The sequence below is a fragment of the Botrimarina mediterranea genome (assembly GCF_007753265.1).
Classification (GTDB): Bacteria; Planctomycetota; Planctomycetia; order Pirellulales; family Lacipirellulaceae; genus Botrimarina; species Botrimarina mediterranea.
On record NZ_CP036349.1, the window covers coordinates 1090007 to 1113463 of the forward strand.

21 protein-coding genes are annotated in these 23457 nt (G+C 63.7%); 11 read left to right on the forward strand and 10 right to left on the reverse strand.

The annotated features are described in order from the left end of the window. Positions 1–102 precede the first annotated feature (102 nt). On the forward strand, positions 103–969 hold the full coding sequence (locus Spa11_RS04295) for a menaquinone biosynthesis family protein (RefSeq protein ID WP_145108415.1): 867 nt from the start codon (positions 103–105) through the stop codon (positions 967–969). After that, positions 966–1472 (forward strand): DUF4279 domain-containing protein, encoded by a 507-nt coding sequence (locus Spa11_RS04300; protein ID WP_145108418.1) that lies wholly within the window; start codon positions 966–968, stop codon positions 1470–1472. The genes Spa11_RS04295 and Spa11_RS04300 overlap by 4 nt, the downstream gene beginning before the upstream one ends. 360 nt (positions 1473–1832) lie before the next feature. Here the strand turns inward: Spa11_RS04300 and Spa11_RS04305 are convergent, their stop codons facing one another. Beyond that, positions 1833–3419, reverse strand: a complete 1587-nt coding sequence (locus Spa11_RS04305; protein ID WP_145108421.1) for a glycoside hydrolase family protein — start codon at positions 3417–3419, stop codon at positions 1833–1835. Positions 3420–3632: 213 nt separating this feature from the next. Between Spa11_RS04305 and Spa11_RS04310 the strand changes: the two genes are divergently transcribed. After that, complete coding sequence (locus Spa11_RS04310; protein ID WP_145108424.1) at positions 3633–4910, forward strand: dicarboxylate/amino acid:cation symporter; 1278 nt, start codon at positions 3633–3635, stop codon at positions 4908–4910. Positions 4911–5107: 197 nt separating this feature from the next. Here the strand turns inward: Spa11_RS04310 and Spa11_RS04315 are convergent, their stop codons facing one another. After that, positions 5108–5812 (reverse strand): hypothetical protein, encoded by a 705-nt coding sequence (locus Spa11_RS04315; protein WP_145108427.1) that lies wholly within the window; start codon positions 5810–5812, stop codon positions 5108–5110. 836 nt (positions 5813–6648) lie between these two features. Here Spa11_RS04315 and Spa11_RS04320 point away from each other — a divergent pair. After that, complete coding sequence (locus tag Spa11_RS04320; RefSeq protein ID WP_145108430.1) at positions 6649–7221, forward strand: DUF5698 domain-containing protein; 573 nt, start codon at positions 6649–6651, stop codon at positions 7219–7221. 218 nt (positions 7222–7439) lie between these two features. Beyond that, positions 7440–9341, forward strand: coding sequence for a pectinesterase family protein (locus Spa11_RS04325; RefSeq protein ID WP_197529731.1), 1902 nt, complete (start codon positions 7440–7442; stop codon positions 9339–9341). 116 nt (positions 9342–9457) lie between these two features. Here Spa11_RS04325 and Spa11_RS04330 read toward each other — a convergent pair whose 3' ends face one another. Continuing rightward, on the reverse strand, positions 9458–10204 hold the full coding sequence (locus Spa11_RS04330) for a flagellin (RefSeq protein ID WP_145108436.1): 747 nt from the start codon (positions 10202–10204) through the stop codon (positions 9458–9460). Between the two features lie 236 nt (positions 10205–10440). On the opposite strand from Spa11_RS04330, the gene Spa11_RS04335 reads away from it, so the two are divergent. The 3 genes from Spa11_RS04335 to Spa11_RS04345 all read left to right on the forward strand — a co-directional run bounded on the left by Spa11_RS04335 (position 10441) and on the right by Spa11_RS04345 (position 13130). Next, positions 10441–11274, forward strand: a complete 834-nt coding sequence (locus tag Spa11_RS04335) for a bestrophin family protein (protein WP_197529732.1) — start codon at positions 10441–10443, stop codon at positions 11272–11274. Positions 11275–11414: 140 nt separating this feature from the next. Then, complete coding sequence (locus Spa11_RS04340; RefSeq protein WP_145108442.1) at positions 11415–12476, forward strand: alpha/beta hydrolase; 1062 nt, start codon at positions 11415–11417, stop codon at positions 12474–12476. Between the two features lie 84 nt (positions 12477–12560). Further along, positions 12561–13130 (forward strand): hypothetical protein, encoded by a 570-nt coding sequence (locus Spa11_RS04345; RefSeq protein WP_145108444.1) that lies wholly within the window; start codon positions 12561–12563, stop codon positions 13128–13130. A gap of 136 nt (positions 13131–13266) precedes the next feature. On the opposite strand, the gene Spa11_RS04350 is transcribed toward Spa11_RS04345, so the two are convergent. The 5 genes from Spa11_RS04350 to Spa11_RS04375 all read right to left on the reverse strand — a co-directional run bounded on the left by Spa11_RS04350 (position 13267) and on the right by Spa11_RS04375 (position 19569). After that, positions 13267–14697, reverse strand: coding sequence for a sulfatase family protein (locus Spa11_RS04350; RefSeq protein WP_231933134.1), 1431 nt, complete (start codon positions 14695–14697; stop codon positions 13267–13269). Between the two features lie 238 nt (positions 14698–14935). Beyond that, positions 14936–15808: a hypothetical protein gene (locus Spa11_RS04355; RefSeq protein ID WP_145108450.1), complete on the reverse strand. Its 873-nt coding sequence runs from the start codon at positions 15806–15808 to the stop codon at positions 14936–14938. Between the two features lie 741 nt (positions 15809–16549). After that, positions 16550–17389: a nucleoside 2-deoxyribosyltransferase gene (locus Spa11_RS04365; protein ID WP_145108454.1), complete on the reverse strand. Its 840-nt coding sequence runs from the start codon at positions 17387–17389 to the stop codon at positions 16550–16552. A 153-nt stretch (positions 17390–17542) separates the two neighbouring features. Beyond that, positions 17543–19162, reverse strand: a complete 1620-nt coding sequence (groL, locus tag Spa11_RS04370; protein ID WP_145108457.1) for a chaperonin GroEL — start codon at positions 19160–19162, stop codon at positions 17543–17545. An 89-nt stretch (positions 19163–19251) separates the two neighbouring features. After that, the gene (locus Spa11_RS04375) at positions 19252–19569 is read right to left on the reverse strand and encodes a co-chaperone GroES (protein WP_145108460.1); all 318 of its coding nucleotides are present in this window, start codon (positions 19567–19569) and stop codon (positions 19252–19254) included. A 528-nt stretch (positions 19570–20097) separates the two neighbouring features. Here Spa11_RS04375 and Spa11_RS04380 point away from each other — a divergent pair. From Spa11_RS04380 to Spa11_RS04390, 3 genes are all read left to right on the forward strand, one after another. Continuing rightward, a complete protein-coding gene (locus Spa11_RS04380; protein WP_145108463.1) occupies positions 20098–20328 on the forward strand; it encodes a hypothetical protein in 231 nt (76 codons plus the stop codon). A gap of 240 nt (positions 20329–20568) precedes the next feature. Beyond that, the gene (locus Spa11_RS04385; RefSeq protein WP_197529733.1) at positions 20569–20859 is read left to right on the forward strand and encodes a hypothetical protein; all 291 of its coding nucleotides are present in this window, start codon (positions 20569–20571) and stop codon (positions 20857–20859) included. Between the two features lie 134 nt (positions 20860–20993). After that, a complete protein-coding gene (locus Spa11_RS04390; RefSeq protein ID WP_197529734.1) occupies positions 20994–21827 on the forward strand; it encodes an FkbM family methyltransferase in 834 nt (277 codons plus the stop codon). A gap of 123 nt (positions 21828–21950) precedes the next feature. On the opposite strand, the gene Spa11_RS04395 is transcribed toward Spa11_RS04390, so the two are convergent. Both Spa11_RS04395 and Spa11_RS04400 read right to left on the reverse strand, forming a co-directional pair. Further along, the gene (locus tag Spa11_RS04395) at positions 21951–22364 is read right to left on the reverse strand and encodes a DoxX family protein (RefSeq protein WP_145108471.1); all 414 of its coding nucleotides are present in this window, start codon (positions 22362–22364) and stop codon (positions 21951–21953) included. A gap of 137 nt (positions 22365–22501) precedes the next feature. Then, the gene (locus Spa11_RS04400; RefSeq protein ID WP_145108474.1) at positions 22502–23374 is read right to left on the reverse strand and encodes a hypothetical protein; all 873 of its coding nucleotides are present in this window, start codon (positions 23372–23374) and stop codon (positions 22502–22504) included. Positions 23375–23457 lie beyond the last annotated feature (83 nt).

Consider the following 23457-nt stretch of genomic DNA (forward strand, 5'->3'; position numbering starts at 1 on the left):
AATTTCCGCAGCGGTCTACGGTTTTCACTCCGTGGCGTCCCCGGTGACGCGACAGCGACTAGTTTCAGTTTTTTGGCCTCTAGCATCCAACCTCTAGCCTCTATGCCAGCTACCAAGCAGCTCATCCGGGTCGGCCACTCTCCCGACCCCGACGACGCCTTCATGTTCTACGCCCTGGCGAAGGACCTCCTTCCCACCGGCGATTACCAGTTCACGCACGAGCTGGTGGACATCGAGACGCTAAACCAGCGGGCGTTCTCGGGCGAGCTCGAGCTGACCGCCGTTAGCATCCACGCCTACGCGTACTTGCAGGACCAGTACCTGCTGTGCAACTGTGGCGCGAGCATGGGGGACGGTTACGGCCCGATGGTCGTCGCCAAGGAAAAGTATTCGGTTGAGCAGCTGAAGGGGAAGCGGATCGCCATCCCCGGCAAGCTTACCAGCGCGACGCTCGCCTTGCGGCTCTTCTTGGGGCAGGACTTCGAGCACGTCCTCGTGCCGTTCGACCAGATCATCCCCGCCGTCGTCGCCGGCGAGTACGAGGGCCAGCCCCTCGACGCGGGCCTCTTGATCCATGAAGGCCAGCTCACCTACGGCGATCAGAACCTGCAGCTGATCGTCGACCTCGGCGTCTGGTGGGGCGCGGAGACCGGCGGCCTGCCGCTGCCGCTCGGCGCGAACGCGATCCGCAAGAACCTCGGCCACGAGACGATCATCGAAGTCGAGAAGCTGCTCGCCCAGTCGATCAACTACGGCCTCGATCACCGCCAACCCGCGCTCGACTACGCCTTGCAGTATGGCCGCGACCTCGACAACGCGAAGGCGGACAAGTTCGTCGGCATGTACGTCAACGACTGGACCCGCGACTTCGGCGACAAAGGCCGCGAGTCGGTGCGGTTGTTCCTGGAACGCGGTTACAAGGCGGGCGTGCTGCCGAAGCTGGTGACGCCGGAGTTCGTGGGGCGATGAGCGCTCATCCGCCAAGCCAACCGGGGCGCTCACGCTGCGTTCGAGGATTGAATGACTATGAGTACTGTTTCTCGCTACATGTGGAGGGTGGCAGCTTTCCTCCAGAGGCAGTGACGAGCCTGGTGGGCATCGAACCCAGGTCGTCACACAGCCGCGGTGAGCGTCGTGTCAATCGGAGGGGTGAAGTGCGAGAAGGTGTGTGGCCGAGCCACTATTGGTCGGCGCCGATGCCAACAGTCCCAGACGCGTCGCTATCCGAATCAGTCCAAGCACTAGTTTCGCGGCTTAAGGCAAACTCGGATCCGTTTGCGAAGCTCTCCATGGAAGGAGCCCGGATTAGCTTGTTTGTTGGAATCTTCTCGAACCGACTCTGCGACGATGAGTTCCCCGCCACATTACTTGCTGAGCTTGGCCAATTGGGAATTGCGCTGCGGCTTGATTACTACGGCAACGAGAGCGTCACCCAGCTAGTTGAGGATGTGACGCAGCAAAGTAGGCCGTGACTGTCGGGGTGCGCAGCACAGGAGGTGATACGGCGACGATCGCCTCCTGTCGCTATGCGACGTGCGACAGTCGTTCATATCAAGCCAATTCGTAAGCAACGTCTTCAGCTCACGACAGCACGTAGGGTGCGATGGAATCGCACCTCCCCGGTTTGCAGCGGAAGGCTCACTGCGTTGAGTAAGGCGAGGCGGAGAGGTGCGATTCCGCTACGCTGCATCGCACCCTACCAACTACAAACAGGGGCGGGGCTATAAGCGATGAGCCCCGTGAGCGGAACGGCGCTAGCCGCCGGTGCTGGTAGGGGTTTGTCACCTGGCAGTTCACCGGTGGCTAGCGCCATGCCGCTCCCCCTTCCGGCTTCAGCCCTCCACTAGGTGTGACGACGATTGCCCCGGGGGCTTCATCCGGCGGAGCTCGACGTCGCTGAGGTGCATCCGGGCTGACTCGAGGTAGACGCCCATGAGGCCCTCTTTGAAGGTCGTGTCGGCGAGCGAGAGGATCACGCGGCCGTCGACCGAGAACTCCAGGTAGTCGCCAAAGGTGATCAATTGCACCTCGGCCTGGCCGGGGGTCTCGCTGCGCCAGTTGCCCCCTTGGAGGCTGCGGAACTGCATCATGTGCTCGCCGCTGCCGGGCGGGCCGGTCCGCCAGGCGCGGAGCTGGGCGAGGCCTTTTAAGAGGTCGAGCGACAGGTAGTAGCCGTCGTGGGTTTCGCGATCGACGTGGAAAACCAGCCCGCACTTGCCCAGACCTTGGAGTTCGATCTTCGCACGGAACCGGGCCGAGGCGATGGGGCCGTCGAAGACGAACGCCTCGAACCCCGCCTCGCAGCCGAGCGTGATCCGGCCGTCGTCAACCGAGCAGGTCTTCTTGCTGGGCCCTTCGCGGAGCGGCCAAACGCAACGGGTGTCGATCGACTCGTCGAGGAAGCGGTCGAAGCCCTCAAACGACTTGGCGCGGAGCATCCCATCGGCCGTGCGGACCATCCGCTTGGGGGGCGGCATCACGTTGCGCGTGGTCCGGTCGTGCGCGTCGAGTGAGTAGAAGTTCCAGATCAACCAGCTCTGCGAGTCTTGGCAGAGCCGGGCCGCGTAGTTGCCTTGGGCGAGCAGCACGTTGTCGTAATAGCTCCGCCACGGGGAACCGATGCGGTCGGTGTGCCAGTAACGGATCTTGGCGTCTTCGCGAAGGCTCCCGATCAGGTAGTACTCATCGTTGAACCGGATCAGGTTGGGCACCTCGATGTCGTCGTACAGACCGGGATGATGCAGCGGGGGACGCGGCTCGAAGCGGTCGGGCTCTATTTCTTCAAAGACGCCGACGCAACCACGGCGGACCACCGGGCCCTCCTTGGTGCGAGCCGCCATGATCAGCCATCCCCGGCCCCCTTCGCGGTAGTAGTAGGGATCGCGGAAGCTGACCCACTCGCGCCCCTCGTCGAGCGACGCCTCGTAGAACTCGGCGGCGGCCTCCAGCGGCATGTCGCTCGACGCATCGAGGGGCGCCTGACGATCGCCCGAGACCTGTCGACCCGCAACCTCGCGCGCTTGGCGGACCCGTTCGGGATCGTTTGGACCGCGGTGATCCGTCCAGTTCACCGAGGTCTTGCGCCAATGGAAGAGGTCCTCGCTGACCGCCATGCCGATCCGCTGGAGGCGTCCTTGCTCGCGGCGTGACAGGCCGGTGTAGAACATCCGCCATTGCCCGGGTCGATGCGGGTCGGGCGACACCGCCATCGTCCACAGCATCAGATCGTCCCACGAGCCGGGGTCGCCAATGAACAGCGCGTTGTTCACCCGCCGCCAGTGGATCGCGTCCGTGCTCACCGCATGGGCGATGAAGTCGTGATTCGGCAGCACCAGGTGGAACAGGTGGTAGAGGCCGTCGTGGTAGAGGACATCGACGTCGCCGATCGCTTTGCGGCTTCCTTCGGATTCGGTGTACACGCGGCGTTGCTGAGAAAGGATACGGTTGTCAGAGGGTCTCGCATTTTAGGCCGCGTGGCGTGTTGAATCGATCGCCACTGGGTTTCCTGATGAAGAGTCGGGGTTTCCTGACGAAGGACTGGGGTTGGCTGGCGAAGGACCGGGGATGACCGGCGCATGAGAATTCGGCGATAAACTCACCAAGATCCTCCCGATTCCAACGAAGAGGCCCCCATGAGCAACGCCACGAAGCCCGCCGGCCTCTTGGGCCGTTGGAACGCGATCCCGCTCTATTGGCGGATCCTCCTCGCCATGGTGGTTGGCGTGATGACGGGGCTCGTCCTCGGCAACCGGGCCGAAGTGCTCGAGATCCCTAGCAAGGTGATCCTCCAATTGCTCGGCGCCCTGGCCCCGCCGCTGATCTTGGTGGCGGTGACGCACGTCCTGATGACGACGGAGGTCCGCGGCCGACTCGCGGCTCGGCTCTTCTGGCTGCTAATCCTCAACACGACGGTCGCGATCGTCGTCGGCCTCACCGTCGCCAACGTGATGCGGCCGGGCGAGTGGTCGAAGCTCGACCCGCCGGCGGAAGCTGGCGCCGGCGCGGGGCACGAAGGGCCCGACCCGGTCGACCTGCTCGTGCAGAACGTCCCCAAGTCGATCCTCGGCCCGCTCGGCGACAAGCAGAACATTATCGGCGTGATCATCATCGCCGTGGCGTTCGGCATTGCGCTGCGTTCGGAGAAGGACCGGCCGCTGGCGAACGTCCGTGACTTCGTCGAGGTCGCTTACGCCGTGCTGCTCAAGATGCTGCACTGGATCATCCAACTCGTTCCGCTCGGCGTCTGGGCGATCGTCGCCAAGGTGATCGGCGTCGAGGGCTTCGCTCCGTTCGCAGCGATGGGCGCCTTTGTGCTGGCCGTATGCTTGGCGCTGCTGATCCAGTCGGTCTGGTACTTCACCAGGATCAAGCTTTTTAGCTGGGCCCGCCCGCTGGACGTGCTCCGCGGCGTGCGCGACGCGCTGGTGATGGCGTTCAGCACCGACAGCTCGACCGCGACGATGCCGGTCACTTACGCCTGCCTCAAGGACAACGTCGGCCTCCGCGAAGAGTCCGCCAGCATGGGCGCGCTGGTCGGCGCCAACTTCAACAACGATGGCACCGCCCTCTACGAAGCGATGGCGGCGCTGTTCGTCGCGCAGCTGATCGGCCAGGACCTGACGCTCTCGCAACAGCTGATCGTCGTGTTGACGTCGATCATCGCCTCGGTTGGCGCCGCGGGCATCCCCGAGGCGGGCCTCGTGACGATGACGCTCGTCTTCAGCGCCGTGGGCCTGCCGGTCAGCTACATCGCCCTGCTGCTCACCGTGGACTGGTTCCTCGACCGCTGTCGGACCACGATCAACGTGCTTGGCGACGTGAACGTCGCCTGCCTGCTCGACGGACCCACGCCGCCGACGATACAAGCGACTTCGATACAAGCGGATGAGGGCAACAGAACCGGGGGCTAAGGCCCCGCGGCTAATGCGTGCTAGCCACCAAGATCAGCCGGCACGCCTTAGCGTCCGGTTCTTCTGCTCTCCTGGTCCATCTATCGCTGCAAGGAGGCGTCTCCGACGCCGATTACGGTTACTTGGCTGAACACTGCATGGTGCGCGTAATCGGGGTCTGGAGACCCCTCCCACAGCGATGGATCATCGCCGTTCGACTAACGGCGCCGTGTGACTAACAGCGACAGCGCACCGCCGGCGGCGAGCATCAGGCAGCCCGGCTCGGGAATCGCCGAGGCGAACGTGATGTTATCGACGTGCACCACGGCGGTCGTTACGCCCGCGGCGTCGTTGTTGAGGCCGATGAAGAAGGTGCGGTAAGTGTCGGCGAGCGTCCACTCGGCGACGCCGTCGTTGCTGGTCCCCGCGCCCGCGACGATCGGGAACGTGACGGTCGTGGTCGCCGAGGCGCCGGGGGTGGTTGGCAACGTGACGCTGCTGGTTTCGGTGTGGAAGCCGCCGCCGTCGGAGTTCGACGTGAAGACCACCTCGAACCAACCCGGCGTGGCGGCGAGCACTTGGTCATCGGCGTTGACGGTGACGTCGAATGAGACGCTGCCGCCGTTGTTCAAGATCGAATTGATCTCCGCCATCACCGAGGCGTCCGACGGCATGTCGCTAGCCGAGTTGTCCCAGAGGGTCCATTCGGCGACTTGTCCCGACCAGCCACCGCCGGCGGTGAGAGTGACGGCGCCGACGCCGTCGTGGGCGGCCGAGACGCCGTTGCCGCCGCAGCAAGTCGTGTAGGCGCCGCCCCCAGTATCGGTGTCGAAGGTGTAGGTGACAGCCGCCGAGGCCGGCAGGGCCAAGAGGCCCAACGCCAAGATCAGAGAGAAGAGGAGCCGAGCGTGTGTGAGAATCATTAGACGCATCTCCACAGGTGACTGACACGCCCGGAGGCGCTGCTAGCAGCCGCGATCGGGCCGCTTGCCGATGAGTAGGCGGGTGGCGCGGGGCCGACCCAATTGAACCCTAGTTGCCGGCTGTCCCCGTGGTCAACTAGTTGAGTTCCGTGATTCCGTCTTCCCATGCTGCGATTGCGCACGGAAGGCGCGTTGGGGCTTCTGCCGCTGAAAACTAACGGTTCCGGCGCCGCCATCGCAGGAGCCCCCAGGACGCAATCTACGGCGTTGTCGCACGGAGGTGGGCCCGATGTCCAAGACGAGCGCAAAAGCCTCGCAGACGGCGTCTCAGCGGCTTCTGGACGCATGTCCACGCCACTGGCCCGGCCGCCCCCTGCGGAATGCCTGAGCCGTGGGCGGTACAGGATTATGCAAGGGCTAGCAGTTCAAAGTTGGGCAGTAGAAGAAGCGTTAGCGCGTTGTGTCCCCCTCCTTCTTCAGAGGGAGGCCTCTTTCTCTCGTAAACGGGGGGAGGGTGCTGAAGCGGGTACCAGGGTTCCACCCCCTCCCCCCGTTTCCTCGATAAAGCGGCCTCCCCCGAAGGCGGTGGAGGGGGACACAAGGCGCTAACGCTTCTTGGATTTGGCCACCGATCCGACCTCACGCTGCTAGCGCTTGCATAATCCTGGGTAGCCCTCGGAGAGCAGCGGACTCGTAGTCCGCTCCGAGGGCATCGCCCACGGCTCTGACGGGTACCGAGGGGGCGCTGACTCCGGCGTCGCGTTTCCGGGGGTGACGCCGGTTGGGGATGTCGGGGATGATGGTGGTTGCCCCTGATCCGCCGTCTGGTTGTATCGATGCCGTTTCTTGATTCGCTCCCTGTCTGGGGTCTCGCGCTCCTCATCTTCCTGTTCCGGATCGCCGACGTGTCGATGGGCACGTGCCGGACGCTCGCCGTCGTGCAGGGGCGGATCACGATGTCGGTGGCGCTCGGCTTTGTCGAAGTGCTGATCTGGATCACGACCGTTTCGGAAGTCTTCCAGAAGGCGTCGGGCAACCCCTGGCTGCTGCTGGCGTACGCCGGCGGCTTTGCCTGCGGCAACGGCGTCGGCATCGCACTTGAGCGTCGGTTGGCGATGGGGAGCGTCATCCTACGGATCGTCTCGCACGACGCCGGCGACGACCTCGCCGACGCCCTCCGCAAACACTGCCCCCGGGTGCTCACCTTCGAGGGGAGCGACGAGCAGCACGCCGTCACGCTGCTGTACGTCGCCGCGCGGCGACGACAGGTGCGTCGGCTGATCACCGTAGCACGAGAGGTAGACCCCGACCTCTATTACGCCGTGGACCCGCTCCGCGACTCCAACTGGGTGCTCTCCCAACCGACGCCCGCCCCCACTGGTTGGCGCGCGGTGATGAAGAAGAAGTGAAGCCGATCCGCGGCGACCTTTGCACGTTGGGGCGCGTTGATTGCAAATGGTCGTAGGCGTCGAGCGCGTCGAGCTATAAAACAGTAAGGTCCTTTTCGTCGCCTACGCCTCCTTGTGGGACGGGTCTCCAGACCCCGATGACGCGCCCCACACCGAATACAGCTGGCGATCCGCAATCGGCGTCTGGAGACGCCTCCCACAGTTCACGTGGCGCCATCATGCCTCATCGCTTAGCTGTTTTCGCTGTCGTTCCAGTTCTCTTGTTGGCATATGTCAACGCCATCGCCTCCGACGCGATCCGCACCGTCACGGTTACCGGATCGATCCAAGAAGCGATCGACACCATCCCCGCGGACAACCTCCAGCGCGTCGTCGTCCTCGTTCCCAACGGCGTCTACGACGAGCGCATCCGCATCGATCAGAACCGCGTCACGTTGCGCGGCGAGAGCCGCGAAGGCGTTATCATCCGCAAGAACTTCCCGCGGCCCGAGTACGACCGGCGCTATGACCGCATCGGGCCCGGAGTGCTGAACCTGTTCGGCGAGGATGGCGTCATCGAAAACCTCACCGTGGAGAACACATCCGGTCCCGGTGTCCATGCCTTCGCCGTTTATGGCCAACCCCAGCGGACGATCCTCGCCGACTGCACGTTCAACGGCGTCGGCGACACGGTGTCGCTGTGGAACACGGCCCACGGCATGTACTACCACACACGCTGCCACTTCCGCGGCGAGGTTGATTTCCTCTGTCCCCGTGGCTGGTGCTTCGTCCGCGACTCGACGTTCTACGAGGTCCGCGATACGGCCGCCATCTGGCACGACGGGCACATGGACCCCGAGCGGATGAAGTTCGTGCTCCGCGACTGCAAGTTCGACGGCGTTGAGAACTTCTGGCTCGGCCGCAACCATTACCCTTCGCAGTTCTACCTGCTGGGCTGCCAATTCTCCGAGCGGATGGCGGACAAGCCGATCGGCGTCGTGAAGGACCTCTCGACCGTCCCGCAAGCGGAGCACGCCCTCTACGAGCGCAAGTACTTCCACGACTGCCACCGCGACGGCGGCGACTACGCGTGGCACGCCGACAACCTCGACGAGGCCGCCAGCGCGCCAACGCCCGACGAGATCACGCCTGCCTGGACATTCGACGGCAAGTGGGACCCCGAAAGCACGGCGGCGCCGACCGTCGTCGAGGTGCAAACGGAGGATGATCGCGTCTACCTCCAGATGAGCGAACCCGTCGCCGGCGCGAAGTCGCTGAAGGTCGTTCGTGCCGATGGCAGCGTTGCTGCGTATGCGGAAGGGGACGGCACGCGGCGATTGGCATTTACCGGTGGCGCCGCCGATTCGACGCCCGAGCAACTCGAGCCCACGACACCGGAATCGGCTTACGGCGCGCTAGCGACGTTGGAGACGCGATATTTGCGATCGACAGCGCTGCCGAAGGCGACGGCGCGACGCGCGGTGACGTGGTTGGCGATTGGCGATTCGACGGTCGCGGACTACGCCGCCAACAGCCCGCTGCAAGGCTGGGCCTGGGGGCTGCGTGGATTGGTGGACGATCGCGTCACCGTCGTTAACGCCGCCAAGAACGGCCGCAGCTCGAAGAGCTTCCGCAACGAGGGCCTCTGGGACGGCGCGCTAAAGCAACTCGCAGCCGAGGGCAAGGAGCCCGACGTGGTCTTCATCCAGTTCGGGCACAACGACAACCTCGGCAAGGGCCCCGGCCGTGAGACCGACCCCGCCGGCGAGTTCCGCGACAACCTCCGCCGCTACATCGCCGAAGCCAAGCAAGCGGGCGCAACGCCGATCCTCCTCACGCCGCCGCAGCGACGCCAGTTCGACGGCAACGGCCGATCGGTCGCCGACCCCGGGAACGAGCCCTACGCGGAAGCCACCCGCGCTGTCGCTGCCGAAGAGGGCGTCGCGCTGGTGGACCTCAGCGCGTTGACGCTCCGCCTGTTCGACGGCCTCGGCCAATCGTCGAGCGACTCGCTACAAACCGCCGGCGACACCACGCACTTCAGCCCCAGCGGCGCACGCAGATTAGCTGCGATGGTGCTCAATGACCTCGTTGAGCAAGGCTCGACGCTGAAGAGCTATGTCCTGGTGGACAAACTCTAAGGTCCGTAGTCGCTGAACGCGAAGGTGGGAGGGGTCTCCCGACCCCGATGACGCGCACCACGCCGAATCAGAATCGAGACCGTAATCGGGGTCTAGAGACCCCTCCTACAACTTTGCTACCGCTTCAGATCAATCCGGTCGAGCAACTCGCTGATCGCCTCAGCGTGCGACTGCTGCGCGTATTGCAGCGCTGCGTTCGACGCTTGGGCCAGCACTTGGCCCTGCAGGAGGCTGGACGCCTCTGCGGCGAAGTCGGCGTCCTCGACCATGCTCAGCGTCTCGGTCGCGATAACGATCTGATCCTCGAGCAGCCGCTGCTCGTAGTCGCTGTAGCGCGCGTCCGCCGCCACCGTGGCCCGACCTATCAGCGTGCTGCGGTTGGCGTCGTCGATGATCTGCTGCGCGAGCAGTGAATCGCCATCGACGAGATTAGCGGCGCCCCCATTGGCAAGCTCGTAAAGCCCGCCCAGCGCCACGCCGGGCGCCAAGCGATTGAAGGAGTTAATCGTCGCCTCCGCGGATTGTTGCAGCGCTTGCCTCTGCAACTCGTTGGCCAAGGTCCCGGCCGACTCGATGACGGCGCCGCCGAGGTCGTTGAGGCCGCGCTGCACGAGTGACAGCCGTGATTCGCGTTCCCAGAACGCGAACTGCTCGTACTGACTGACTTTGAGCAACGCCTTCTTGTCGGTGATCTCGCCGCGGAGTTGCTCCGCCGCGATCAGCCCGGCCGGGTCGTCTTTGGCGTGGTTGATCCGCTTGCCGGTCGATAGACGCTCGAGCGACACCGACATCTGGTTCATGTTCCGCCGCCGCTGATGCATCAGCGAAGTCGAGAGACCGGCGCTAGGCGAGACCGAGAGCATCCGCGCACCGCCGGACCAAGGGAAGGAACACGCCGCATCGGAAGGATACGTCGGCCAATCGCCCGACCGACGTGCGTCGGCGACTGGCCGGTCCAAATGGCGCCGTCGGCGCGGTGTAGTCGCGACGGCTGGAGTAGCTATAGCGACGGCGCCGTCGGACGGTTGGGCTATTCCATCGAAACGCGACAGCCCGTAGCTTCATGAATCCTCTCTTGAGAAGCCCCGCCGCCCCGCCAATGGTCCGACAGAAAATACAACGCATCTTGTTCAGCCGCACCCTTCGGCACATCGCCGTGCTGGCGGCGTTGGCGGGCGTTTACGCGGCCGTCTGTGTTTGGCTCGAGCTGCTCATCGCTCCGCGGTTCAGCGGCCGAACTCCGAACTTCCACACGACCCTGTCGCTCGTGCTGGGTCTGCTCTTGGTCTTCCGCACCAACGCCGCGTACGCCCGCTGGTGGGAGGCTCGCATCCTCTGGGGCGGCCTCGTGAATGCGTCGCGCAACTTGGCGGTGAAGATCGTCACGATCCCCGCGACGGCGCCGAGAGAGGAGATCGAAGCGGCCGGTCAGCTCGTCCTCGTCTTCCCCTACGCCTTGCGTGATCGGCTCCGCAGTGTGGAATCCGATGACGTGCCTGACGAGTTCAAGGACTTCGCCCACAAGCCCAGCGCTATCGTCAAGCGGCTCTACGAGCGATTCACCGCGTGGCGCCGCGAAGGCCACATCGACGGCATGGACCTGCGGGTCCTCGACGCCGAAGCGACGAAGCTCCTCGAGATCTGCGGCGCCTGCGAACGGATCCTCGGCACCCGCATGACGCGTTCGTACCGCCGGTTCGCGCGGCAGTGTATCGTGTTGTTCCTGTTGATCTTGCCGTGGGAGATGGCCGTGACTCTCGAATGGTGGGCGGCGCCGATGGTCGTGGTGATCGCGTACTTCATGATCGGGTTAGAAGTCGTCGCCGAGCACGTCGAAGAGCCCTTCGGCCACGACGAAGACGACCTCGACCTCGACGGCCTCTGCGCGACGATCCACCGCACGGCGGGAGAGGTTCTCAGCGACAAGCAATAGCCGGGATCGCTGCCGACGCAGACGCGTGCGCGCGGCTGCCTGTTTAGAATCCGGCGAACCGGCGGCGCCGCGAGCCGTGGCTGGGGTTATGCTGATGGGCCGAGGCATCACCGGTTCTAGCCAATCGAGGACCAACTCTTATGGATTGCCGCTTTTCGACGCTCTTTGCTGCTTCACTGGTTTTCGTGAACCTCGTTGTTTCTGCGACACTCTCTTCATCACAACCGCTAGCGCCAACCCATAACGACGTTGTGTATGGCGCCATCGAGCCGGATGACGGTGGCAGGCGGGCGCTGCATATTGACCTGTGGCTCCCGCAAGCGAGCGACCCAACGCCTCTCGTCGTGTGGATCCACGGCGGCGCGTGGATGGGGGGAAGCTACAACGCTCCGCCGATCGGTTTGAAGCAGTTGCTCGACCGCGGCTTTGCGGTGGCGTCGGTCGAATACCGACTGAGCGGCGAGGCGATCGCGCCGGCGCAGATTCACGACGTGAAGGGGGCAGTGCGATACTTGCGCGCTAACGCCGAAGAATACAACCTCGACCCCGACGCCTTCGCCGCGTGGGGGAGCTCCGCCGGCGGTCACCTGACGGCCCTCTTGGCGACGAGCGGCGGCGTCGCCGATGCCGAGGGGGATATCGGTGGCAACCTTGATCACTCCAGCGTCATTCAAGCGGCGGTAAACTACTTCGGCCCGACGGACCTGTTGCAGATGAACGCGGATGTTCGCACGCCGCCGGGAAGCGGAATCGACCACGACGCCCCCAATTCGCCAGAGTCGCGTTTGATTGGATTCGACGGGCCGGGCGAAGGCATCGGCGTCCTCCGCGACAACCTGTTCAACCCTGCCACGCCCTTCCCCGAGAAGGCTTCGCTAGTGCGTTTGATGAATCCCATCGAGCACGTCACCGCCGACGACGCGCCGATCTTTATCGCCCATGGCGACCAGGACAGCAGCGTTCCAATCCTGCAGAGCGTACGGCTCGACCAGGCGTTGAGAATTGCCGGAGTCGAGCACGAGTTCCATCGGGTTGTCGGAGAAGGTCACGGCGGACCGCTCTTCCAACCTTACACGCTCGCTGCGATCGACTTCCTCTCCGCCCAGTTGCAAACCGTTCCGGAACCCTCGGCGGGAGTTTTGATGGCGATAGCCGCCCTCATGACTTCGGCAACCAGGCGGATTGACGGCCAATTGCATTGAGGGCGCCGGTTTTGATGGCGCCGCAAGACGACTGCGTGGCCTAGACTTGTGGCAATTGTCGGAACAATCGCCCCTGGAGCACCGATGGCCATTGCCAACAGCGCCGCCGAGCCCGTCGCCGCGCTGACGCCTGCGCAGCGTCACGAGCTCGAGGAAGCCGGGCGTCGCGCTAAGAAGATCCGCCGCGCCGCCACGGTCGCCGCCTTCAACGGCTGGTCGATGGCGATCCTGGCCGTCTTGTCGGCGCCCTTCGCGATCGGCAGCCTCGTTGGCCTGGTGATCGCGGCCGGATTGGGCGCCCTCGCTTGGAACGAGTTGCGCGGCCGCAGCCGCTTGCTGCAGTTCGACCCGCTGGCGCCCGCGCTGCTGGGTTGGAATCAACTAGGTCTGCTCGCGCTGGTGAGCGGCTACTGCGTGTGGCAGATCCTCACGACCTTGTTTGGCGGCAGCGCGATCGCTGCGGAGATCCAAGCGAACCCCGAATTACGCGAGCTGCTGGGCTCGGGCGAAGAGTTCGAGGCGTTTCTACGCCCGCGCGTTGTGATGTTCTATGGCTTGGTCATCGCGCTGAGCGTCGCGGCCCAGGGCGTCAACGCCTGGTACTACTTCAGCCGCCGCAAGCACGTCGAGGCGTACTTGCGAGAGACCCCCTAGTGGGTTGTCGAACTAAAGCGCGTCGCCGGCCGCGATTAGAGCTTCTTTGTAGGAGGCGTCTCCGACGCCGATTACGGCATCCATTCCGAAACGGCATGGTGCGCAAAATCGGCGTCGGAGGCGCCTCCTACAAAGCTTAAGCAGCTGGCCGGTTGGCCGCTTTACGCTTGGGTAGATTGGGCTGTCCAGCGGGTTCGGAAAGCAGGTTGGGCTTGCCGTAGACCCTACGCTGATCGCCCTGGCTCTCCATCCACGCTTCGAGCTTGGCTTGCATCGCCGCGACACGGTCGGCGTGTTCGGCATCGTCGGCGAGGTTGGTCCGTTCGTGCGGGTCCTTCTCCACGTCGTAGAACTCGACGGCCGGACGCTCCTGATAACGGCGGACCTTCTCGGCCGCGTCCTCGTCGCCGCGCTCGGCCTTGTTGACCCAGCTGCGCCAGTAGCCGCCGTCCTTTTCGACGAGCGTCACGTGCGATTGGAAGCGGAACTCGGGGTGGAGATTGAAGATCAGCTTGTAACGCTCGTCGCGCACGCTGCGCGACGGGTAGACATTGAAGTTGCCGTCGCCGCTGTGCGTGGTGAAGATCATGTCGCGATGGGTATCGGTCTCGCCCTTCAGCACGGGGAGGAACGACTCGCCGTCGAGCCGTTGCGCTGTCTCGTCTCCGGGCGCCTCGCCGCCGGCCGCTTCGATCAGCGTTGGCAGGATATCGACCCACGAGACCATCGCGTCCGTCCGTACGCCCTCGGCGATGCGTCCCTTCCACGACACGATCAGCGGCGTGCGGATGCCGTCGTCGTAGAGCGTCCACTTGCCGAACGGCCACTGCGCGCCGTGGTCGCTGGTGTGGACGAACAGCGTGTCGTCGCCCAGCTTCGCCAACGCCGTGTCGTAGACCGTGCCGAGGTCGTTGTCCATCCGGCGGACGGCTTGCAGGTACTTCGCACGGGCCTGGCGGGTCTTCGGCGTTTCGACGTGCCAGTCGGGGACCTGCGTGTCTTGCGGCTTGAACTCGGATTCCTTCGGCCACGGCACGTGCGGCCAGTTCGTGCCGACAAACAGGCAGAGCGGCTTGTCGCTGTCGCGGGCCTCGAGCCACTTCACTGCCTCGGCGACGCACTTGTCTTCGTGGTAGTTAAAGAACTCGGCGACATCGAAGCCGTACTCGAGCACCTGGTTGTAGTGAGCGACCTTGCCGAACGAAACGACCTCGTAGCCCAGCTGCTGGAAGTAAGCCGGCAGCCGCTTGATGTCCTTCCGCGGCCGCGAGTGGTTCGGCTCGGCGCCATTCCGTGCGGGCATCAGCCCCGTGAGCAACGCCGCGCGGCTCGGCGCACAAGCGGGCGACGCGACGAACGCCCGATCGAACGTCATCCCCGCCGCCGCCAGCCGCTCCATGTTCGGTGTGCTGATCTCCGTCGATCCGTAGACCGACGAATCGAGCAGCGTGTGGTCGTCCGAAAGGAACACCACGATCGGCGGCCGCGCGGGCTCCGCGGCAGAGGCCGCGACGGAGGCGACGGCGATCAAGAAAACTACCGCCAGCGACCGGAGCGTTATGTCCATGGCGGGGTGCAAGCGGAAAAGCATAGCTTCGAAGGAGACGGTTCGAGTGAGGGTGGAGAGAAGCGAAGGATTCACCCATTAAACCACAGGCGCTGGCTAAATCTGAGTCAAAACCCGCCTGCCTCAGCGAGATCTCTCACCACGCGCGGCGCCTCGCCATCCCATCAAATAATAGAAGCCGCCGGCGCATTGCCGGCGGCTTCCGAAGTTTGGGGTTAGCTAACCGAACGGCCTTCGCTTACTTGCGACGCCGCATCCCGGTCAGCAGGCAACCGGCGGCGGCGAGCACGGCGCTCGTCGGCTCGGGGATCGCCTGGAAGTCGAACGTCGTTGCAAGTCCGCCGGGGATGTCGATGCTGACGTTGTCGAAGTAGCCGATCTGGCCCTGGTTGTAGGTGCCGACGCCCATCGCGAGGCTCACGACACGGGCGTTGGCGAAGTCCGTCGGGTCGGCCGTGGCGAAGGCGGTCGCCCATTCGGCGAGCGAACGGATCGGCGGGCCGCCAGCGCCGTTCGGCAGCTCAAAGCCGCCCGTCCAGAACCAACCGCCCGAGGGGTCGGCGCCGGCGCCCGTGTTCGCGTCGATGCTCACCGACTGCCAAGCGTCGGCGGGGGGGGCCTGCGAACCGCCGCCGGGCTGGTTCCAGTTCGGCTCGAAGACCAGTTGGCCGTAGTTGTCACCCGTGCCGCCCTGCGCCAGGATGCCGATCTTGAACGAAGGGGCCGCGAACGCGTTGCCGCCGGCGACGGTTTGCTTGTAGTAGTCGAAGCCGAAGAGCGCCGTGTTGAGCACGGTTGTCGCGTCGCCGTAGTCGGCGTAGGTCGCGACCTCGGCCTTGTCGTTGTTCGCCATGCCGGTGGTCAGCATCGCGGCGCCATTGGGGAGGGGCTGGTTCGACTCGAGGTCGCCGCCCATGCCGGTGAGATCGACCACCGAGGCGGTCCCGCCATCACGGATGTCGGCGGCGTACCACGCGCCGGCGACCGGCATGGCTACCGGGGATTCGAAGCCGTTGACGACAACCGTCGCCGCCGAAGCGCCAGCAGCAAGGACGACGTAACCCAACGCCGCCGCAACACCGGCGAGAAAACGCGAGACAGAAAGCTTCATTAGGTGCAACTCACAGCTGAGGGAGAAAGGATCGGCAACCGCCAGAGGAAGGACGCCCCGTCGAGGGTAGGCGGTCGCCCCAAACAACAATCTCCACGCTAATCGGGCAGCCCCCTCTGACAACGAAAAGGAGGGGGCCCAATCGAAGTTGTGTGTGAAGATGTAGCGGTTGTCGCGGTCGTAGCGATTGCGCGGGCGAGAGCGAGTTATCCGCGCAGAGACCAAAGCCCCGGAGGGGCGAAAGCGCGTAGCCAGGGGCGCAAGCCCCTGGGAACGAGCGCTAAAAGTGAGAAGCCCCGGAGGGGCGACAGCAACGTGGCGAGTCGAGTTGCTGTCGCCCCTCCGGGGCTCTGTCCGATGGACGAGGGTTCCCAGGGGCTCGCGCCCCTGGCTACGCGCTGCCGCCCCTGCCGGGGCTAACTGACTGCTGCGCTGAGCGGGATTGCGAGTGAAGGCGACAGGATTTGACCATTGCGGTAACACCGACTGGGCGAAAGCGCCGGAATGCGAATGTGCCGGGCTGGGGATTAGGTACTTGAACCCCGACTAACGGTTTCAGAATCGATTGTATTGCCGATTACACCAATCCCCAGTTTCCGGAGACGGGTGAAGTACCCCGTAGGGGAGTCGAATTCCTGACTCCGCTCCGAGAGGGCGGTGTCCAAGGCCACTAGACGGGCGGGGCGGGGCGTACGAAGTCTTGTCCAAGTCGCAATCGACGTAAGTCCCTTAAACGCGACCCTACGAAAGCTGAATAGCTAGGTCGTAGTCACGGGTTCCGAAATTAGTGAATACACGAAGTGTGATAGACGTTGAACCTTTGCTCTGGTCATTGCTATATCGAAGTCCAAACTCGCAAGAAGTAAAGGCTTGAGGGAAGAGGGTGTCGAATACGGGCAGCATATGGAAATAGCCACCATCTGGCATGCGGCACGTATCCATATTCTGCATCTGCCCCGTGGGCAATTCGCAATATGGGAACTCGCCGGAGCGGGTGACTACTGCTAGTCGTAGTTCACCAGGCTCGAATGTGCGAAACGATCGATTGGCAAGTGTTAGCTCGGGCCATGGGTAGTATCCAGGCTTCGGGGAGCACGATGCTTTGCCAGAAGATACATCTACACCGTCTTGGTAAAGCTCGATCTCAACAGTTTGCTTCGGATTTGTAGCGAGTGGGTTCTCAATAAACCAAGCGATTTTTGTCGCAAGGTTCTGCCGGAGAACGGTCAGCTGTTCTCCATAGACGATGTGTGGGAAGTGCTTGAGATCAAAGGGGATGTCCGCCGCATCTTTTGTCAGAAGTATGGTTGGTTTGTTGAGGGCATGTGCGTACCCTACCTCGTAAAAGACATTTGCATTTCGTCCGGACATGTCGGCAATGATCATGTCTGCTTTTGCGATCTGATTGTAGATGCGATCAAGGATACGCTCGTGAAATATCTGCTCGTCTACTCGCTCGCAGTATGCCCCGGCCTTCTCGCAAGACTCTTTGATGCCGATATGATAGACATCATCGAAGTCGGAACTAAACGGCATCAGCACAAAGCAAAAGGGCTTTGGACCTGTGCTTGTGGTATCCAAGATGGCTTTATTCCAGTGATAGGGCGAGGCAGGGGTAAGCTAAGCGAAGGATACAAAAAAAGCCGCCGGCTTTCGCCGGCGGCTTCGTCGTTTGCTGATCCCTGACGCCTGACTCCTGACCCCTGACCCCTGTCGAGTCCGTCAGGCCCGGTCTCAATACATGTCGTCCATGCCCGGAGCCGCCGCGCCGCCCTTGCCCTTCTTGGGGGCCTCGGCGATCAGCGCGTCGGACGTGAGCAACAACGTGGCGACGCTCGCGGCGTTTTGTAGCGCTGTGCGGGTCACCTTTACCGGGTCGATGACGCCCGTCTTCACGAGGTCCTCGTACTTGTCGGTCGCGGCGTTGTAGCCTTCGCCACCCTTCATGTCGGCGACCTTCTCGCAGACCACTCCGCCGTCCTTGCCGGCGTTCGTGGCGATCGCCTTGAGAGGCGCCTGCGAAGCGCGGACGACGATCTGGTAGCCGACCTCTTGGTCATGCGACAGACCGGTCGGCTTGACCTTGGCCGAGCAGCGGACCAGGGCGACGCCGCCGCCGGGGAGGATGCCCTCTTCGACGGCCGCACGCGTCGCGTGCAGGGCGTCTTCGACGCGGGCCTTCTTCTCCTTCATCTCGCTCTCGGTCGCGGCGCCAACGTTGACCTTCGCCACGCCGCCCGACAGCTTCGCGAGCCGCTCTTCGAGCTTCTCACGGTCGTAGTCGCTGGTGGTGTTCTCGATCTCGCGGCGGATCTGATCGATGCGGCCCTTGATGTCGCTCGACTTGCCGGCGCCCTCGATGACGGTCGTGTTGTCCTTCGAGATGATGACCTTCTTGGCGCGACCCAGCTCGGCGAGGCCGATCGAGTCGAGCTTGATGCCGAGGTCTTCGAAGATCGCCTGGCCGCCGGTGAGGATCGCGATGTCTTCGAGCATCGCCTTGCGACGATCGCCGAAGCCCGGGGCCTTCACCGCGGCGACGTTGAACGTGCCACGCAGTTTGTTGATGACGAGGGTCGCGAGCGCCTCGCCCTCGATGTCCTCGGCAACGATCAAGAGCGGCTTGCCCGAGTTGACGACGGCCTCGAGGACTGGGATCAGGTCCTTGATGCTCGAGATCTTCTTCTCGTGGACCAGGATGTAGCAGTCCTCGAGGACGCACTCCATCAGCTGCTGGTCGGTGACGAAGTACGGCGAGAGGTAGCCGCGGTCGAACTGCATGCCCTCGACCCACTCGACTTCGGTGGCGAGCGACTTGCCTTCGTCGACGGTGATGACGCCGTCCTTGCCGACCTTCTCCATCGCCTTGGAGAGCATCTCGCCGATCTCGGTGTCGCCGTTCGAAGCGACGGTGCCGACCTGGGCCATCTCTTGGGTCGACTTGACCTTGATCGACATCTTCTTGAGTTCGGCGGTGATGTCCTCAACCGCCCGCTCGATGCCCTGCTTCATCTGCACCGGGTTGACGCCGGCGACGACGGCCTTGAGGCCCTCGTTGAAGATCGCCTCGGCGAGCACGGTGGCGGTGGTGGTGCCGTCGCCGGCGATGTCGGAGGTCTTGGCCGCGACCTCCTTCACCATCTGCGCGCCCATGTTCTCGTAGGTGTCTTCCAGCTCGATCTCCTTGGCGACCGAGACGCCGTCCTTGGTGACGGTCGGCGAGCCGAACGACTTCTGGAGGATGACGTTGCGACCCTTGGGGCCGAGGGTGACCTTCACGGCGCGGGCCAGCTTCTGCACGCCACGACGCATCGCGTCGCGGGCTTCTTGATCGAAGGCGATCATTTTCGCCATGGGATAACTCCTGTGTGCGGGTTGGTATTGGGGACGCATTTAGCCCCCCGTCATTGACGGGGGCTAAATGGGGAGATCACTCAAAGAGCTCACTCAACCACGGCGAGGATGTCGCTCTCGCTCATGAGGAGGAACTCCTCGTCGTCGATCTCGATGGTTTCGGGGGCGTAGGTCGTGAAGAGGACCTCGTCGCCGACCTTCACCTGCAGGGGGCCGCGCTTGCCGTCATCGAGCAGCTTGCCGGGACCGACGGCGACGATCTTGCCGCGGTTGGGCTTTTCCTTCGACGAGTCGGGCAGAAAGATGCCGCCGGCGGTCTTGTCGGACGATTCGACGCGCTCGACGACGACCTTGTCGCCCATCGGCTCGAGCTTGACCTTTGACTTCTTTTTGGCAGCGGTCGCCATCGGCGAACTCCTCACGACTAGGGTGGAAGATGTGACTTATGGATGAACGATCGGGTGGAGACGTATCGCCAACCCGGTAAAGACAGCCTCGACAGCCCGCATCACGGCGCAACGGTGACGCAGTCGGAACGCTAGAAAGCAAGTCGGGCGCCAATGCCTGTGGAAGCTTGTAAGTGCTTTCTAGCAGGCATCTTACGGCGATAGGTATAGTCTCGTGCTCCGAGATCGGCCTGTCATTCTGGCCAAATGCCAGCGTTCTCCTCCTGAGAGTTGAGAATCGCCTGCCAGTTTGGCGGCCCCGTCGCGAGCCCCGTAATGCGGACTCGCAAGACACCACCCCTCGGAGGGGGTTGTCGTGGACGAGGGGGTGCGATTCGCTACGCCGGCCGTCGGGGTGGTCGCGTATCGACCACCTCCTGTTCGCGTACACGATCGATGCAAGCTAACCTTCCGGCTGTGTGCCAACGCGGCACGGGAAGGCCAGCTACCGCTCTCTAACCGCCTGCAACGACCCCACAAGGCTCCCAAATGATCTCGACTAACAAACGCCCTGGAGCCGCCCTCCTGGCTCTCCTAGCGATCGGTTTTGCCCTGCCGGAGTCGGCTGAAGCCCGTCGCTATCGTCCCGTGATTCGCAGGGCGCCGGCCGTGTATGGGCGCCGACCGGTGGTGGTCAACACACCGTTTGTCGGCGTCCGCGTCGGCGCTGGTCGGGTCCGCGTCGCCGCTCCGGGGGTTGGTGTCTTTGTCGGCTGGTGAAGTTAATCAGCCCGTTTCGATAACGATGGCTAGCACGGGCCGTCCCGGGGATAACCGGGGCGGCCCGGCCCGTTTGGCACGCGGCGTGCATTGGTAAGGGTCGGTGGTGATTCGACGACTAATTCGTCCCGCTGCCTCCGTACAAGTGCGCACAAGCATCGGCTCCGCACAGCTAACTGGCCGACCGAAGAAAGTGGCCGGCCGTCCTAATCCCTGCTAGCTATCGAGAGGAGAAGCAACATGCTCCGCAAACGTGGATTGTCCCTCGCCGCCACCGCCCTCGGCGCTGTCGCCATGCTGTTCATCACCGCCGGCGACGCCCAAGCCCGACGCGGCTTCTATCGCGGTCCCGTCCGTGGCTACTACACCCCTTACGCCCGCGGCCGCGCCTACTACAGGCCGCGCGCTTATCGCTCCGGCTATCGTGGCTACAGTCGTGGATATTACGGCGGTCGCTACGGTGGCTACTACGGCGGCCGCGGTGGTGTCGTGATCGGCGCGCCAGGGGTCGGCGTCTCGATTGGCTGGTAACTCCCGGCGCTCACCAGATTGCCTAGCTTCAATGGGCGGGCGTCTCGAATCGGTCTAGGGCCAAACACGGCAGAAAGAGTAGGGTTCTTCCTCTCTTGCACCGTAAAGCCCGACCCCGCTGCGAGGCGCCTGCCGTGAAGTTACGCGAGTTCGTTTACCTCTTCGGACTGAAACCGAGCCCGCGTACGTACGGCTACGACGTCCGCACCGCGGACCTTGGTCCTGATGGCGTCGTTTCCTACGCGCAGTGGCTGCACCCGAAAGCTTATCGCTGTGAGGTGACTGCGGCTCTCATCGCCGAGCACCGACAGTTCGTGCGCCCAGGCGACTTCTGTATCGATGTCGGCGCACACAGCGGCGACACCAGCCTGCCGCTGGGTATCGCCGCCGGCGTTGAGGGGTGTGTGCTCGCAATGGAGCCCAACCGCTACGTCTTCCCGACGCTGCAGGCGAACGCCGACCTCAATCGCAAGATCGCCAACATCGTCCCCGTAATGGCTGCCGCAACGCCCGAGGACGGCGCGTTCACTTTCAGCTATGGCGACCCCGGATTCTGCAACGGCGGCGACGCCGCCGACCAGTCGTGGCTACGCCGTCGGCGGATGCTGACGCTCGAAGTGCAGGGGCTCAATCTCAACGAACTCTTGCACCGCGACTTTGCCGACCGGATCGACCGCTTGCGGTTTGTGAAGACCGACACCGAGGGTCACGACCTGGAAGTGCTCGAATCGATCGCCGACCTCATCCGCAAGAAACGTCCGTACCTCCACTGCGAGGTCTTCAAGCACTCACCCTCCGAGCGACGCCGCGACCTACACGCCTTCCTCGTCGCGATGGGCTACGACGTTCACCTCGTGTCCGATGACGGCGGCTTCCGCGGTCGGAAAGTCAGCGAAGATGACCTCTGCGCCGTCGACCACTGCGACATCCTCGCCGCGCCGAAGAAGGGCGTCGCGCTGGCTGCCTAATCTATTGTGTTTAAGGGATTCACCACGACGGACACGAAGAACACGACGGCTTGTTTGTCGGACTGATATTGTCCCTGAGAACGTTCGTCGTGCTCGTCGTGTCCGTCGTGGTGCAATTTTTCCTCAAACGTCTTTCGCTTGCGGATCGGCGACGCACTTGTCGTAGCCGAAGGCGAGCTGGAAGACATCGGGCTTGCGCAGCCCCAGCGCGATCCACACGACGACGCCCATGATGATCGGCATGTAGAAGGGGTCTTCGATACGCACGTGCGTCGCGGTCGCGCCGCCGAGGTAGGCGGTGAGCAAGATGGCGCCGATGAACGCCGTTTGCGGGATGAGGAACAGGATGGTTACCGCGATCTCGACCATGCCGATCCACTTCATCACGTCGTCGGGATAGCCGAACTTTCCCATGATCTCGGCCTTGTTAGGGAAGTCCATGAACTTACCCGACGCGCTCAGACCGCAGAGAAACACGGTGAGTAACACACTCAACACCCAACCGGCGATGAAGGAGGCTTTGGAAGGTTGGGTCATGGCAGTGCCGCGATGGTTTGACTGGACTGAACCGCAAAAGAATAAGAACCACAAAGGAACGAAGTGAACAAAGGAAGCCTTCGGAGATACAGCCTTGGTTCCTTAGTTCCTTTGTGGTTCACTCGTGAGCTGTGAGATCACTCTTCTGCGGCGGGGCTGACCCACTCTTGGAACGCCTCTTCCATGAAGCCTTCGCCGTGGATCATCTCGCCGCCGAGGTGGCCTTCCCAGGCGACGGCCAGTGCTAGGCCGATCAGCCCCAACCGCCAGAACGCGCCGAGTCCCTTGCTCTGCCGCGCTTGGCTGATTAGGGCGATGATCGACAGCACGATCGACGCGGCGGCGAGGCCGAAGCCGTACCAGCGGTGCCGCACGAGGTGCTCGGACCAGTCGCCGAAGCCATCGCCCCACGCCCACGGCGCGCCGTAGTCGAACTCGGCGTACCACCAGCCGCTGGCGACCGCCGCCACCGACGTCAGCGCGCCGCCGACAAGGCACGCCAGCGGGATCTGCGTCCGCCACGACGGAATCACGACGCCGATCACGACGAACAACGCGCCGAACACCCACAGCGCAATCGGCAGGTGGACCACGGCGTGGTGCGTCTTGGCGAAGAACGCCGGGGCGCGCTCGATGATCCCGCCCCAATCGGTCGCGGCGGCTTCGGGCTCCTCGGCCTCGGCTTCTTCCATCGCCTCGTCTTCCATCGCCTCGTCTTCGGCGACCTCCGCGCCATCCGCGGCTTCGTCTTCGAGTTCTTCGACGGCTTCCTCAACCGCGGGTTCGCTCTCATCGAGCGGGGCCGGCTCTTCGGGCTCGATCGCCGCGGGTTCTTCCGCCATCTCTGTTTCGGCTTCGGCGGCGTCTTCTACGGGCTCTTCGGGCGTCGCCGCCTCCCCGTCCACCATGGGCTCTTCGGTCTCCGCAGCGGGTTCCTCGGCTTCGGAGGTTGCTTCTTGCGACTCTGACGTTGGAACGTCAAGCACCTCGTCGACCGGGTCTTGCGCCACGGCGACACTCGACCAAAGGGCTAATGCGAGAAGTCCAGACACGAGGCCAATGCGTCGCAAGGTATTGCTCTCCGCCGAAAGTG